The organism is Mucilaginibacter metallidurans (assembly GCF_003286435.2).
Taxonomy (GTDB): domain Bacteria; phylum Bacteroidota; class Bacteroidia; order Sphingobacteriales; family Sphingobacteriaceae; genus Mucilaginibacter; species Mucilaginibacter gossypii.
The window spans coordinates 2,390,654-2,404,980 of record NZ_CP043449.1 but is presented as its reverse complement, the minus strand read 5'-3'; the positions used below and the strand labels follow the sequence as shown (position 1 = coordinate 2,404,980).

The window sequence follows — 14,327 nt, the reverse complement described above, 5'->3', positions numbered from 1 at the left end:
ATGGGATTTAAATCTGCATTAAGTAAAGTATTTGCTGCCTTTGTTAATCGGGAATTAAACAAAGTTCGTAAAAACGCGGTTTCATTTCAACAAAAGGCGTTTACAGATCTGGTGCATGTGGCCAAAGACACCAGTTTCGGCAAAGATCATCAATTTGAAAAGATCAACAACTACGAGGATTTTAAGCGATTGGTACCAGTGCATGATTATGAAGACCTTCGCCCCTATATCGACCGTGTTGTAAATGGCGAAGAAGATGTACTATGGCCGGGCAAACCTGCTTATCTTGCCAAAACATCCGGTACAACATCCGGCGTAAAATATATTCCCATCTCTAAAGAAAGCATGCCTGAGCATATCAAGGCTGCGCGAAATGCTTTGTTGAGCTATATTCACGAAACCGGTAATTCCGATTTTGTAGATGGCAAATTGATATTTCTGCAGGGCAGCCCCATTTTAGCCGAAAAGCATGGCATTTCAACAGGCAGGCTGTCAGGTATAGTTGCGCACCATGTTCCGGCCTATCTGCAAAAAAATCGCCTGCCCAGTTACGAAACCAATTGCATAGAAGACTGGGAGCAAAAAGTTGATGCTATTGTCGACGAAACTTTCAATGAGGATATGCGCCTCATCAGCGGGATCCCCCCCTGGTGCCAGATGTATTTCGACAGGCTTTCGGCCAAAGCAGGCGGTAAAAAGATAAAAGACATTTTCCCAAACTTTAAGCTATATGTTTATGGAGGAGTTAATTATGAACCCTACCGCGCCCGCATTGAAGAAAGTATCGGCTTTAAGATAGATTCAATCGAAACCTATCCGGCATCCGAAGGCTTCATTGCGTTCCAGGACTCACAGAAAGAAAAAGGGCTCTTGCTGCTTGTTGATTCAGGGATCTTTTACGAATTTATTCCATCGGAAGAGTACTTTAATGAAAACCCAACCCGCATCAATATTAAAGATGTTGAGCTGAATAAAAACTATGCGCTCATAATGAATACAAGTGCAGGTTTATGGGGATATAGCATAGGCGATACTGTTAAATTTATTTCGAAAGATCCGTATCGTATCATCGTAACCGGCCGTATCAAGCATTATATATCAGCTTTTGGCGAACATGTTATAGGCGAAGAGGTAGAGCATGCATTAATGAGCGTGGCTAAAGAAGAAGATATTGACGTGGTTGAATTTACAGTTGCCCCGCAGGTTAACCCTTCGGCAGGACAATTACCTTACCACGAGTGGTTTATTGAGTTTGGTACAGCCCCTGACAATCTTCAGGCTTTCGCCATAAAAGTGGATAAGGCGCTACAGAATAAAAATATTTACTATTTTGACCTGATTGAAGGTAACATTTTGCAACCTTTGGTAATCCAAAGCCTGCAAAAAGATGCCTTTATCAATTATATGAGGGCCGAAGGTAAACTTGGCGGGCAAAACAAAGTACCAAGGCTATCAAACGACAGGAAAACTGCCGAAGGATTAAAGAGTTTTATAAAATAAAGATAATTGAGTAACCAGGTAAAAAACATTGCCATTCTTGGCTCAACAGGCAGCATCGGTACACAAACACTTGATGTTATAAGGTGGAACAGCAATTTATTCAAGGCGTTTTTGCTCACAGCACATTCCAATGCCGATTTGCTCATTAGCCAGGCTATTGAGTTTGTGCCGGAATATGCTATTATCTGTAATCAAAGCAAATACCAGGAAGTTAAAGAGGCTTTAGCACATTTGCCCATACAGGTACTTGCCGGTCACCAAGCTATCATTGATACAGTAACTCATCCCGAAATTGCGATTGTGCTGACTGCCATGGTAGGCTTTGCAGGGCTTGAACCAACTATTGCAGCTATTAAAGCGGGTAAAGACATTGCCCTGGCCAACAAAGAAACATTGGTTGTTGCCGGCGATATCATAACCGCATTGGCGAAACAAAATGGAGTTCAGATTCTACCGGTTGATTCGGAGCACTCAGCAATATTCCAAAGTCTCGTTGGTGAGGAGTATAAGTCGATAGAAAAACTGATCATTACCGCATCGGGCGGGCCTTTCCGCGGCCGCGGGCTTGATTTCTTAGCAAACGTTACTCGTGAAGACGCGCTTAAACACCCCAATTGGGTAATGGGCGCCAAGATCACCATCGATTCAGCATCGTTAATGAACAAGGGGCTTGAAGTAATTGAAGCTAAATGGCTGTTTGATGTTGAAGCCGATCAGATTGAGGTAGTGGTTCATCCGCAATCTATTATTCACTCGCTGGTGCAGTTCAGGGACGGCTCAATCAAGGCACAATTGGGTTTGCCCGATATGAAGCTGCCTATACAGTATGCCCTCACCTATCCCAACCGGATCGAAACGAATTTTAAACGTTTCAGCTTTACCGATTACCCTAATCTTACTTTCGAAAAACCGGACATGGAAACTTTCCGTAATCTAAGCTTAGCGTACGCTGCTTTAAAACAGGGGGGTAACATGCCTTGCATTATCAATGCGGCAAATGAAATAGCGGTTGCCGGGTTCCTTGATCGTAGAATTGGCTTTTTAACTATGAGCGGCATAATTGAAGAATGTATGCAGAAAATAAATTTTATTGCAAACCCAACCCTAACCGATTATTTGAATACTGACAAAGAAACACGCATCTTTGCGCAAAATTATATACAGCAACTACCTTCAAAAACATTACAATTTTAATATTACATAGATATAGATAATGAGTATAGTGATCATGGTGGGCCAGCTTATACTGGGCCTTTCAATTTTGATAATCCTGCATGAACTGGGGCATTTCCTGGCGGCACGTGCCTTTGGCATCAAGGTAGAAAAATTCTACCTGTTTTTTGATGCATGGAACGTGAGCCTGTTTAAATTTACATATAAAGGCGTTGAGTATGGCATTGGCTGGTTACCGCTTGGTGGCTATGTTAAAATTGCCGGTATGATTGATGAGTCGATGGATACAGAGCAAATGGCTGGTCCACCGCAGCCGTGGGAATTTCGTTCAAAACCAGCCTGGCAACGCCTTATTGTGATGCTTGGCGGTGTTACTGTCAATGTTATATTGGGGATCCTGATATTTTGGGTGTTAACCATGCGTTTTGGTGATAGTTATATACCTAATTCGGCAGCAAAATACGGTATTGTACCTGGCGAAGTAGGTAAAAAAATAGGCCTTCAAATAGGTGACAAGGTTGTCGCTATTAACGGTAAGCCTTTCGAGCGTTTTGATGACCTTACAAGCCCGCAAGTGCTATTGGATAACACTGTATTTACCGTATTACGCGGCACTCAAACTTTGCAGATCAGCATCCCGCGTACCATCCTAAACGATTTGAACGATCATGACATTGAAGGTTTTATCAGTCGCCTGCCCCGTGCCAAGTTTATTGTTGATTCATTGGAGCCAGGCAGTAACGCTGTAAAAGCAGGTTTAAAAAAGGGTGACAGTATTGTGATGGCTAATAGCCATGCGGTTGTATTTTGGGATGAATTGCAAGCTCAGCTATCGGCCAACAAAGGCAAACAGATTGAGTTAGGTATAAAACGTAACCATGAATTGGTTACACTTAAGGCGCAGGTTACACCAGAAGGAAAGCTGGGCTTTTACCGTGCAAAAAGCGACTTCCCGGATATCAAAACTATCAAATATGGTTTCTTCGAGGCTTTCCCTATAGGGGCGCAAAGAGCATGGGGAACCTTCAGAGATAATGCCAAAGGAATCGGCAAAATTTTCAGAGGTGATGTTAACCCGGGCAAAGCAGTAAGCGGACCGGTAGCTATAGCCAACCTGTTTGGTGGTACTGTTGATTGGGTTCACTTTTGGACGCTGGTAGGCTTCCTTTCGATGGTATTGGCATTAATGAACCTTTTGCCTATTCCAGCTCTTGACGGAGGCCACGCGGTATTCCTGATCATTGAAATGATTAAAGGCAAACCATTAAGCGATAAGTTCCTTGAACGTGCGCAGATTGTGGGCTTTGTAATTTTAGTTACCCTGATGGTATTTGTTTTTGGTAACGATATTGTGAAGCTGGTAATGAAGAAATAGTGATTGGATGTTAGAGATTAGTTTCCTCCCAAGCATATAATACAAGAAAGGCCTTTCAACCACTGAAAGGCCTTTCTTGTATTATATGAATTTATCAATCAATTGAATAGCTGTACAAATTAGAATTAGCTTTAAGCTTTGAGCATTCTGCTTTCAGCTTGTTTTTATACCGCAGGATCAGTTGGTTTCGGATTTTCGTAATTATCGGAAATGGTGTCAAAAGGTGATCTTTCATTTTTAAATACCGCTGCTGAGATCAGACTTACTATAGCGCCAAAAATGGCGTATATAAATACCACACTTACGGTTGCTATAACCGCAAAATATTTACTCACCATACTTAAGGCATTGTCTATTTGGTCCTGCGACAGGTTTCCTTTTGCTTCCATTTGTGCGCGCGAAGCAGTTAGAGCCTTATTAACCATTTCCGGACTTAATATCGCATAATACACATAAGTGAATACTGCCACGAAAACTCCTGTAAAAATCGCATATAAAAACCCGGATAAGAAACCTTCTCCATAGGTAATATATCCGCCAAGCTGGTCTTTGTATTCTTTTTGTGTTAACAGCAAGAAAGCGATGAAGGGCAAAAAGCTGAGGTATTTAAGAGATGAGTTGGGGTCAAGGTCCAGAAACTGAAATGCGTAAGTTATAACTATTGAGGTTACCAGGTTAATTAACGCCCACTTCAGGGCTGGTTGCGACGGGCTCGCTTTTTTTATTTCCATGATATAGGTTATTTAGTGTTTGGTTAAAATTAACTAATTATCCTATATCATGTATATGTTTATTTTTTTACCCAGGCAAACGTATTTCAAATATTTATCGCCGATATTTTGTTGTTAAATATAGTAACCCGCGTTAACCCCATTTAGATGCGTTTTTCCTGGTTTTAACTCCTCAAATTTGCTATAACAAAACAGGCCTTTCAAATTTGAAAGGCCTGTTTTGTTATAGCATTAATGTTTTATTCTTTAAACGGATCCTGCTGGCTCCCGTTTAAAGAAGGCTGCGAAAATTATCGATAAAACAAACAAAAATATAATGCTTATACCTAACGACTGGATTTGCTGCCCTATGGTAACGCTTTTTCCGGTTTGAAAGCTTTTCTCCATCTCCTGAATCTTGGCGTCAGCTTCCTTCTTTTCTTCCGGTTTAGCAGTACTTTCTTTCAGTTTATTCAAAGCGGTAACCATAGCTGTTTTAGTTTTCTGAGCCATTTGCGGTTCTATAGCGTTTGCAAATATCTGATCACGTAGTATAAATATGGTCAGGTTTGAAATGAAAAACATAATGAAAATTCCGGTGGCGGCCTGCCTCATTGTCCAATACCCGCCGACTTTGCTCCTCAGATTTATGCAAAACAAAGCAGCAATAGCTATCGGAAATATGTAAGTGAAAAGTATTGCACCAACTGTTATTGCGACAGCCGATGCTACACTTACCATAAAATAAAAATAAATAATACTTACCACAGCCAATACTGCACCTAAAATCAATCCTTTGATAAGTCCTTGTATTTTTATGGTTCTTTCTAATTGTGCGCTCATCAAAAAGGCTATTGAAAACTAACTAAAATTTCTAAAACTGCCATATCAAATTCCTTGTTAATGGCATTGTCGGCAATTTCTTTTTTCTCCTCATCAGAAGGATCGATATTCTGGAAAAAGCACATCATTGGGTAAAACAGTTCTTTAAGCTCTGAATCGTCAGGAAGCGTTGTTGCTACTTTACTGATCTCAGATACCGGGCTTTCAATCAGGATTTGATTGGCAATAACCGGTTCATAAATGCGGTATTCGTCCTGGAACTCGTCTTCATCAACTAATAAAAACTCTTTCAGGTAATCTTCAAGTTCTGGTTCAATATCTTCGTCTTCGCACTCATTCAGATATAGTAAAAGGTTAAGGAGTTCGGTACCGCGGTCAAGCGTTTCTTCTTCAATGCTCTCCCATTCTGGAGTATCGAGGTAATCTTCTTCCAGTTTTTTAACATCGGCGCTGAAGAAATTAATCATCAACAGGTCGAAAAATATTTCACGAAGCTCTTCAACCTCTGAATTTTCATCAAAAACCGCATCCAATTCATCAACTTTAGATAAAAAATCTTCGTCGGATGCAAATACTTCGGCAAACTCATCAGTTAGCTGGGTTGCATCAAAGCTGTTGTATTTGGAGAAGGCCTCAAGCGCTGCTATAAAGGCGGTTTCTATTTTTGGATCGATCATAGGTATGTTATTTAAAGATTTGTTGATTGTTGTAAGTTAACAATACTTTACCTTTTAAACGCTGCCCGATATAAGGCGAGTTTGCAGATTTAGATTTGTTGTTAGCCGCAGTGTATTCCCATTCGGCATCGGTGTCAAAAACCACGAGGTTTGCCTTTTCATCTTCAGCGATAACCGGCAGTTCAACACCAAGTATTTCGCGGGGATTAACAGCCAGTTTTTCAACTATAAGTTCAACCGGTAAACCCGCTTTTAAAGCCAGGGAAAATGCGGTTTGCAGACCTATTATGCCATATTCAGCAACTTCAAACTCCACATCTTTAAATTCAATTTCGTGTGGGGTATGTTGCGATACAATGGCGTCGATAGTGCCGTCTTTTAAACCTTTTACCAACGCAGCAACATCATCGGCAGTACGCAGGGGTGGTTTCACTTTATATAAACTGTCAAAGCCTAAAAGGGCTTCATCGGTTAATATTAAATGATGCGCAGCAACGTCGCAGGTAACTTCAATGCCTTTACGCTTGGCCTCACGGATCAATTCGACCGAACGTGCAGTTGATATGGTTGTAAAATGGATGCGGGACACGGTGTATTCTGCAAGATAAAGATCACGGGCAACCATCAGTTCTTCGGCCAATGAAGGAATTCCCTTCATGCCAAGCAGCGTGCTGATCTCCCCCTCATTAACTTTTGCCTTACCTGCTATAGCGGTATCTTCAGGGTAAGAGAAAACCAGTGCATCAAAACCCTGTGCATATAGTAAAGCTCTTTCCATTAAACCCGCGTCCTGTACCGGGCGATTGCCATCGGTAAAAGCCTTGGCACCGCTTTGGTACATATCGTACATTTCTGCAAGATCTTTCCCTTCACGCTTCTGCGATATGGTACCCAGAGGATAAACATCAACCAGGTTACCTTTTGAGCGGTTTAGCAGGTATTCAACTTCCGACTTGGAATGCACCGGCGGCTGGGTATTGGGCATTAGTGCTATGCCGGTAAAACCTCCTGCCGCCGCGGCCATTGTACCTGAGTGAAGGTCTTCCTTGGTTTCAAGACCCAACTCGCCTACGTTACAGTTAAGATCAAAAAAGCCGGGCGAAACATATTTGCCTTCGGCATCAAACAGTTCGGTATCGGCATCAATATCGTCCGCTATGCGGGTGATAACACCATTTTCAATTAAAATATCGGCGACTCGTTGATGAAAGGACGATCCGGGATCAAGAATAGTGGCTGATTTGATAAGCAAATTCATTAGCACTGCTTTATGTGTGGATTTGTATGGACCTATCCCGCCTGAATAACACCCTGTTGATGAGGTTTATAAAACCTGATTAACAATATTTCTGCAAGCAGGAAGACCAGCGCCAAAATTATACAAAGTTTCCATAATTGTGTGCCAAAATTTGATTCGGCAACAACACTTTTTAACGAGCCGTTCCCCGCTGTTAATAAGGGCTTTGCATTTGGTATCAATTTTCCCAGGTCCGCTGCCGAAAAATAACTCATGTCAGATTCGGCACGATTGTCGTTAAATGCAAGCGTTTCCAGCGTGCTGTCCTGTTTCCGGAGCGAATAAATTCCGGGTTCATTCAATTGATCAGAAACATATAACAACGTACTTCCCTCCCGCTGCCTTACATCCGGGATAATGCTTTGATTGCCTTTGGTGAGTTTGAGCAATTGCTTTTCGGTGGTTTGTACAGGTGGTACCTCAAAATTTTCGTCAGTGCCAAGGGTGTAAAATAAGGGTTGGTCATGCGCGCTTAATAATGCCATCCTAAAAAGTATGGGTACAAACAGTGCATGCCTTGGCAGGTTACTAAAATCCTCGTTAAGGGGCACGGCACATACATAAACATTTCCTCTTCCGCTGCTGTAACCCTCACAAAAAGCTTCGCCGGTAGCGAGGTTCATCAGGCTTTCCTGCTTAGAACCGCTTTTACTCAGCTGATAATATTTTTTTACGGATGGCAAATCAGGATTTTGAGGAAAGCTCTCAAATACATTTTTAAATACTGCGCTCTGTTTGTTAATGGAGGCTACTTTTACGTCCTGGGTTATTAGCTTTTCAGGATATCCGGTATTTAAGGCTAATAAAAATGACTTATAATTAGCCAGATCTGCATCGGCCGACGGAAATACAACCAGCGTCCCTCCTTTTGTTATGTACGTTCTCAACTGCTGTGCCAGTCCGGTAGCTATGGTTTTAATGTCGCTGATAATTACTATAGGGTAGCTATTAAGTGCAGCGTAATCAACGTTACCATCGGTTACACGGGATGCAGCAAAGAAAGCGTCAGATGCAAAAACAGCTTTCAGATATGGATTTGGAGCGCCTCCATCTATCAGCAGAACCGGCATTTGCTCCTTTACATTAAAACTAAAATAAAATTGGTTGTCAAATGTGACCGGGTTGTCCTGCAACTGAATTTCACCGCTCTGCCATCCAGGTTTTAAGCCCGAAAATGATAAGGTATCATTTTGAACCTGGCGGGCATTGATACTGAAGCTACCGAGCGCCTTTTGCTCACCATTAATTAATATTTTGAGGGGAATCTTTTCTGCTTTTTCTGTAGCGTAATTATGTAGGCGTACAATCAGTTTTTCACTTTCACCCGGCCGATGTACCGCACTAAGCAACCAAACCGAATCAACAGCAACATTGGGAAGGTTTCCGGCTTTAAGCTGAACAAGGTTAACGGTAATATTACTATCGGCCTTCACTGGTTTATCATTTCTGTTTTTTTGAAAATCAGAAATAATAAACACCGACTTGGCAGCTCCCGGTTGATTTTGCAATAGGTTTTCCTGTCTGTTGATAACCTGTTGTAAGCTCCTGCTTTGTGAACTTACTTTAACCGCATCAACTGCATCATTAAATTCATCACGGCTCAATAGTCTTTGATGTTTACCTTCAAAATCTTGCGTAAGTAATTGAAACCGATCATTAATATTATAAGCCGAAGCAATTTCCTTAGCACGGCGTTTAGCTTCATCAAGTAACGAGCCCTCGCGGTTAAGGGTTTCCATGGAGTAAGAATTATCCACAAAAACGCTTATCACCTGTTGTTTACCAGCATTAGCATTCTGCGCGCCGGGGATATACGGTCGGGCAAATGCCAGTACCAAAAATAACAAAGTAAGCAGGCGCGAAGCCAATATCAATCGCTCCTTCAAATTGCGGCGTGAGGCCTGCTGTTCTTGTACCTCTTTCAGAAACTGTACATTACTGAAATATACCTTTTTGTATTTACGAAAATTGAACAGGTGGATCACAACCGGGATAGCCAGGCTCAGCAACGCGAATAAAAAAGCAGGATATAAAAAATACATATTTTATATAGATGGTTGTGCTATTTACAAATGTGGTAATTAAATTGAATTTCTGTTATCTTGCGGTACCGGAACATGAAAAAAATCCCCCTGTTATTAATTTTATCGCGAGTTTTATTTGGTGTTATAATTATTGCATTAAGCTTAATACAATGCCGGTACTTCCAAAACATCGTTATAATATTAATGATACTCGGCTTACTATCAGATGTTTTTGATGGAATCATTGCCCGACGGCTGAACGTTTCAAGCCCCATGCTCAGACGGCTTGATTCAGGTGTCGATCAGTTTTTTTGGTTGAGTATTGTGGCAGGATGCTATATCACCTGTTCACAGTTTTTTAAAGACAATCTGCTAAAGATAAGCTTGCTGGTTGCCATGGAAGCGGGATGTTATGCCATAAGCTATATCCGGTTTGGTAAAGAGGTGGCCACACACGCCATATCTTCAAAATTTTGGACACTTGTACTGCTCGCAACTATGATTCAGGTTACCGCTACCTGCTCTTCCGTAATTTTATTTAACATTTGCTTTTACCTGGGAATAGCAACCCGTATAGAAATAATAGGCATGCTGCTTATTATAAAAGAGTGGACAAACGACATCCCAACTATTTACCATGCTTTTTTGATAAGGAATGGCAAAGAGATAACGCGCCATAAACTTTTCAATGGCTAATTGCAGGGAAACAATATGGGCTTGTCTCTTTAACTATCTTAATATCGGTCTCTCCTTTCAAATCATGTATAAATAAATATATTTGGTGCATACATCAATCTACTTAAAAAATGGAATACAGAAGATTAGGCGAAAGTAAACTAAGCATATCGGCAATAACTTTTGGAGCATGGGCAGCAGGCGGCTGGATGTGGGGCGGCAATGATGACCAGGAAGCTATTGATGCCATGCGTGCGGCTTACGATCTTGGAATAACATCAATTGATACAGCCCCGGTTTATGGACAAGGTAAAAGTGAAGAGCTGGTGGGCCGGGCCATTAAAGACCTGCCGCGTGATAAAGTACAGATCCTGACTAAATATGGCTTGCGCTGGGACCTTGCAAAAGGTGAGTTCTTTTTCAAAAGTAAAGACAACAGCGGAAAGGATATTGATGTATATCGATATGCCGGTAAAGACAGCATTATAGCCGAGTGTGAAAATAGTCTCAAACGTCTTGGTACGGATTATATCGACTTGTACCAAATTCATTGGTCGGACAAAACTACGCCTATTGACGAAACTATGGAGGCCATTTTACGCCTTCAGGAACAGGGGAAAATTCGCGAAGCAGGTGTTTGTAATTATAATTTGAGTCAAATGCAAATCGCTGCCAAAACCATTAAGCTGGCAGCAAACCAGGTTCCGTTTAGCATGGTAAACCGAGCTATTGAAGATGACCTAATCCCTTATTGCATCGAAAATCGGAAAGCGATATTGGCTTATAGTCCCCTTGAGCGTGGTTTATTGACCGGCAAAATGAAACCCGGCCAAAATTTCGGCGAAGGCGATCATCGTGCAGGCGTTAAATATTTTAAAGATCAAAACATTGATCGTACCAATGCGTTCCTTGCCAAAATAAAACCATTGGCCGATGAAAAAGGTGCAACTTTAGGGCAATTGGTTATCCGCTGGACAATCAATCATCCAGGCATAACCGTAGCGCTGGTTGGCGCCCGTAATGCCGAACAATCTGTTCAAAATGCCAAAGCCATCAATATTCATATCAATGGAGAGGAAATGGAGTTTATCAATAACCAGTTGAATGATTTGGTAATTGTTGGATAAATTATTCACTTTTGTGAAGAGTCAATGACTCTTCACAAAACCCAATAACCTTAATCATGCTTATTGATACTTTACTATATAGTAATAATTTTACATCTAACACTGATCCTGCTACGCGCGCTTTAATATTTGGCGGTATAGGAGCCATATTTAGCCTTATAGGTGCCACATTGAATGATCGCCGTAAAAGGTTGGTTAAAGAAGGCGTACAAGTTGAGGGTACGGTTATAAGTATTGAACGCGAAAGGAGCAGTAAAAATTCGATGACCCTGAATTACCCCGTAGTTAGTTATCGGACGTTACAAAACGAACTGATGACAAAAAAATACAACATCGGCATCAGTAGCGGATCTTCATATAAAGAAGGTGATTCCGTAAATGTTATATATGATCCTAAGGATACTTCTTCATTTATGCTCAATGACGCTTCATCAAAAATCATCCCCCGTGTCTTTATTTTAATTGGCTTAGTGCTAATTATTGGAGCTGTTATTTTCTATATAATGAAATAGAATCATTTTAAGGGAGTCAAAAAAACAGTTAAATCGATGGTCAAGTTTCCTATATTCCAAGTATGAAAAAGTCGTTATTAATTTTCCCTTTATTGCTCGCGTTAAAATTATCTGCCCAAAACGCACAGCAAATCCATCAAAAAGCTATTTTAATTGATACGCATAATGATGTTATTTCAAACGAGCTGATTACCGGGGCTGATTTAGGTAAACGTCAAAACGAAGGGGATTTTGATTTGATTCGTGCTAAGGAAGGCGGACTTGATGCGCAGATCTTTTCTATCTGGTGCGGCGAAAGTTATGGTAAGGGAACTGCCTTCGCCTTTGCTAACCGGGAAATTGATTCGTTGTACGCGCTCATCAAGCGTAATCCTGATAAAATAGCTTTAGTGCGCAATACCAAAGAACTAAAAAAAGCTGTGGCCGGTAAAAAGCTGGCAGCGTTGATTGGTGTTGAAGGCGGGCATATGATCGAAGACAGAATGGATTACATTGACAGTCTGGCTAAACGAGGGATGCGCTATCTTACCCTAACCTGGAATAACAGCACTTCATGGGCAACTTCGGCACGTGACGAGGTTACTAAAAAGGATAGCTTGAAACATTTAGGGCTTACCGATTATGGCAAACAAATAGTAAAGCACCTGAACGAGCTTGGTGTTATGGTTGACGTATCGCACGTAGGTGAACGTACTTTTTATGATGTGCTGGCAACTACCACAAAGCCTGTTATCGCTTCACATAGCTGTGCTTATAGTATCGATCCATTTCGCCGCAACTTAAAGGATGACCAATTAAAGGCACTGGCCAAAAATGGTGGCGTGGTATGTATTAATTTTTATAGTGGCTTTGTAGATAGTACCTATACACCCAAAGTAATTAAGTTTTTAGGAGAACACAAAGCAGAGCTTGATTCATTGACTAAGGTTTACCACGATGTTGATTTGGCCAATATCAGAATTAACTCAGTTTATAAAACGGAATCAGACAAGCTCAGACCTCCGCTTGAGCTGCTGATCAAGCATATCGATTATATTGTGAAACTGATAGGTGTTGATTATGTGGGTATCGGGTCGGATTTTGATGGTGCCGAATCATACCCTCTTGGTTTGGATAGCGTTGCCGATTATCCCAAAATAACTAAAGAATTGCTAAAGTTGGGGTATAGTCGAAAAGATATTGATAAAATATTGGGCGGAAATGTAATGCGGGTGCTTGCCGCAAATACAGGCAAATGATGTCACTTTGTTGACGATATGCGCTTTGCCTTATGCGCTTAAAATCGTAAATTCGCAACTCATTTATAATAAAATGTCTCAAGAAACTGAACACGTAAAATGCCTGATCATAGGTTCAGGTCCTGCAGGTTATACTGCAGCTATATATGCTTCCCGCGCTGATCTTAAGCCAGTTATGTATACCGGTTTACTGGCAGGCGGCCAGCTTACACAAACTACCGAAGTTGAAAACTTTCCGGGCTATCCGCAGGGCATTATGGGTCCTGAACTGATGGAAGATTTTCGCAAACAGGCTGAGCGCCTGGGTACCGAAATCCGTTTCGGATATGTTAGTTCTGTAGATTTTTCAAGCCTGCCACATAAAGTTGTAGTTGATGATGTGAAAACCATTACAGCTGATACCGTGATTATTTCAACCGGAGCTTCGGCCAAATGGCTTGGTTTAGAGTCTGAACAAAAATATAGCGGCTTTGGTGTTTCTGCATGTGCAGTATGCGATGGCTTCTTTTTTAAAGGCCAGGATGTGGCTATTGTTGGTGCCGGTGACACCGCTGCCGAAGAAGCTACTTATTTAGCTAAACTTGCCCGCAAGGTATATATGATCGTTCGCAGAGACGAGTTCCGCGCCTCAAAAGCGATGGTTCACCGCGTGCTGAACACGCCAAACATTGAAATATTATATAATACCGAAACCAAAGAAATTTTAGGCGATGGCCAAAGTGTTACCGGTGTTAAAGTGATCAATAACGTAACCAACGCCGAAACTGATCTTGATGTTACAGGATTTTTCGTAGCAATTGGTCACCACCCTAATACCGATATTTTTAAAGGCTGGTTACATATGGATGAAACCGGTTATATCATCACCCGTCCAGGTTCAACTGAAACCAACGTTGAAGGTGTATTTTGCGCCGGTGATGCCCAGGATCACATTTACCGCCAGGCTGTAACAGCAGCCGGTACCGGCTGTATGGCCGCTATCGACGCTGAGCGTTATCTGGCTGCCAAAGAGCATGTGGTGACGGCTTAATTAAAGTGATTAGAGATTGGAGGTTAGAGATTAGATGGTTTCTTACGATCATAAAAAGCGACAGGTATCCCCTATCGCTTTTTTCATTTCTGAACCGGGGTTTGGGGAGATTTTTCGGTTTACACTGCACACCGTGGTCTAACCCG

General features: G+C 41.5%; 13 protein-coding genes. 8 read left to right on the top strand and 5 right to left on the bottom strand.

Going from position 1 to position 14,327, the window contains the following annotated elements:
* The 3 genes from DIU38_RS10395 to rseP are packed head-to-tail and all read left to right on the top strand — an operon-like array spanning position 1 to position 4,048.
* Complete coding sequence (locus DIU38_RS10395; RefSeq protein ID WP_112652295.1) at positions 1–1,500, top strand: GH3 auxin-responsive promoter family protein; 1,500 nt, start codon at positions 1–3, stop codon at positions 1,498–1,500.
* Positions 1,501–1,506: 6 nt separating this feature from the next.
* Positions 1,507–2,694 carry a 1-deoxy-D-xylulose-5-phosphate reductoisomerase gene (locus DIU38_RS10390; RefSeq protein WP_112652296.1) on the top strand — a complete coding sequence of 396 codons (1,188 nt, stop codon included), beginning with the start codon at positions 1,507–1,509 and terminating at the stop codon, positions 2,692–2,694.
* A 19-nt stretch (positions 2,695–2,713) separates the two neighbouring features.
* On the top strand, positions 2,714–4,048 hold the full coding sequence (gene rseP, locus DIU38_RS10385) for an RIP metalloprotease RseP (protein WP_112652297.1): 1,335 nt from the start codon (positions 2,714–2,716) through the stop codon (positions 4,046–4,048).
* 164 nt (positions 4,049–4,212) lie between these two features.
* Here the strand turns inward: rseP and DIU38_RS10380 are convergent, their stop codons facing one another.
* The 5 genes from DIU38_RS10380 to DIU38_RS10360 all read right to left on the bottom strand — a co-directional run bounded on the left by DIU38_RS10380 (position 4,213) and on the right by DIU38_RS10360 (position 9,617).
* Positions 4,213–4,779, bottom strand: coding sequence for a DUF4199 domain-containing protein (locus DIU38_RS10380; protein ID WP_112652298.1), 567 nt, complete (start codon positions 4,777–4,779; stop codon positions 4,213–4,215).
* A gap of 246 nt (positions 4,780–5,025) precedes the next feature.
* Positions 5,026–5,601: a DUF4199 domain-containing protein gene (locus DIU38_RS10375; protein WP_112652299.1), complete on the bottom strand. Its 576-nt coding sequence runs from the start codon at positions 5,599–5,601 to the stop codon at positions 5,026–5,028.
* An 8-nt stretch (positions 5,602–5,609) separates the two neighbouring features.
* A complete protein-coding gene (locus tag DIU38_RS10370; protein ID WP_112652300.1) occupies positions 5,610–6,278 on the bottom strand; it encodes a hypothetical protein in 669 nt (222 codons plus the stop codon).
* Between the two features lie 7 nt (positions 6,279–6,285).
* Complete coding sequence (locus DIU38_RS10365; RefSeq protein ID WP_112652301.1) at positions 6,286–7,536, bottom strand: dihydroorotase; 1,251 nt, start codon at positions 7,534–7,536, stop codon at positions 6,286–6,288.
* A 32-nt stretch (positions 7,537–7,568) separates the two neighbouring features.
* Positions 7,569–9,617, bottom strand: a complete 2,049-nt coding sequence (locus DIU38_RS10360) for a vWA domain-containing protein (protein ID WP_112652302.1) — start codon at positions 9,615–9,617, stop codon at positions 7,569–7,571.
* A gap of 75 nt (positions 9,618–9,692) precedes the next feature.
* Here DIU38_RS10360 and DIU38_RS10355 point away from each other — a divergent pair, with 75 nt between their 5' ends.
* The 5 genes from DIU38_RS10355 (at position 9,693) to trxB (ending at position 14,181) form a co-directional block, all read left to right on the top strand.
* The gene (locus tag DIU38_RS10355) at positions 9,693–10,295 is read left to right on the top strand and encodes a CDP-alcohol phosphatidyltransferase family protein (protein WP_112652303.1); all 603 of its coding nucleotides are present in this window, start codon (positions 9,693–9,695) and stop codon (positions 10,293–10,295) included.
* A gap of 110 nt (positions 10,296–10,405) precedes the next feature.
* Positions 10,406–11,401, top strand: a complete 996-nt coding sequence (locus DIU38_RS10350) for an aldo/keto reductase (RefSeq protein ID WP_112652304.1) — start codon at positions 10,406–10,408, stop codon at positions 11,399–11,401.
* 56 nt (positions 11,402–11,457) lie between these two features.
* Positions 11,458–11,913 (top strand): DUF3592 domain-containing protein, encoded by a 456-nt coding sequence (locus tag DIU38_RS10345; protein ID WP_112652305.1) that lies wholly within the window; start codon positions 11,458–11,460, stop codon positions 11,911–11,913.
* A 62-nt stretch (positions 11,914–11,975) separates the two neighbouring features.
* On the top strand, positions 11,976–13,151 hold the full coding sequence (locus DIU38_RS10340) for a dipeptidase (protein ID WP_112652306.1): 1,176 nt from the start codon (positions 11,976–11,978) through the stop codon (positions 13,149–13,151).
* 73 nt (positions 13,152–13,224) lie between these two features.
* Positions 13,225–14,181 carry a thioredoxin-disulfide reductase gene (gene trxB / locus DIU38_RS10335; RefSeq protein ID WP_112652537.1) on the top strand — a complete coding sequence of 319 codons (957 nt, stop codon included), beginning with the start codon at positions 13,225–13,227 and terminating at the stop codon, positions 14,179–14,181.
* Positions 14,182–14,327 lie beyond the last annotated feature (146 nt).

What these genes read in the sequence shown, in the direction of transcription:
- DIU38_RS10360 (WP_112652302.1), bottom strand. Translation starts at nt 9,617, where the DNA reads ATGTATTTTTTATATCCTGCTTTTTTATTCGCGTTGCTGAGCCTGGCT.
- DIU38_RS10340 (WP_112652306.1), top strand. Translation starts at nt 11,976, where the DNA reads ATGAAAAAGTCGTTATTAATTTTCCCTTTATTGCTCGCGTTAAAATTA.
- DIU38_RS10380 (WP_112652298.1), bottom strand. Translation starts at nt 4,779, where the DNA reads ATGGAAATAAAAAAAGCGAGCCCGTCGCAACCAGCCCTGAAGTGGGCG.
- trxB (WP_112652537.1), top strand. Translation starts at nt 13,225, where the DNA reads ATGTCTCAAGAAACTGAACACGTAAAATGCCTGATCATAGGTTCAGGT.
- DIU38_RS10345 (WP_112652305.1), top strand. Translation starts at nt 11,458, where the DNA reads ATGCTTATTGATACTTTACTATATAGTAATAATTTTACATCTAACACT.
- DIU38_RS10355 (WP_112652303.1), top strand. Translation starts at nt 9,693, where the DNA reads ATGAAAAAAATCCCCCTGTTATTAATTTTATCGCGAGTTTTATTTGGT.
- DIU38_RS10370 (WP_112652300.1), bottom strand. Translation starts at nt 6,278, where the DNA reads ATGATCGATCCAAAAATAGAAACCGCCTTTATAGCAGCGCTTGAGGCC.
- rseP (WP_112652297.1), top strand. Translation starts at nt 2,714, where the DNA reads ATGAGTATAGTGATCATGGTGGGCCAGCTTATACTGGGCCTTTCAATT.
- DIU38_RS10365 (WP_112652301.1), bottom strand. Translation starts at nt 7,536, where the DNA reads ATGAATTTGCTTATCAAATCAGCCACTATTCTTGATCCCGGATCGTCC.
- DIU38_RS10375 (WP_112652299.1), bottom strand. Translation starts at nt 5,601, where the DNA reads ATGAGCGCACAATTAGAAAGAACCATAAAAATACAAGGACTTATCAAA.
- DIU38_RS10395 (WP_112652295.1), top strand. Translation starts at nt 1, where the DNA reads ATGGGATTTAAATCTGCATTAAGTAAAGTATTTGCTGCCTTTGTTAAT.
- DIU38_RS10350 (WP_112652304.1), top strand. Translation starts at nt 10,406, where the DNA reads ATGGAATACAGAAGATTAGGCGAAAGTAAACTAAGCATATCGGCAATA.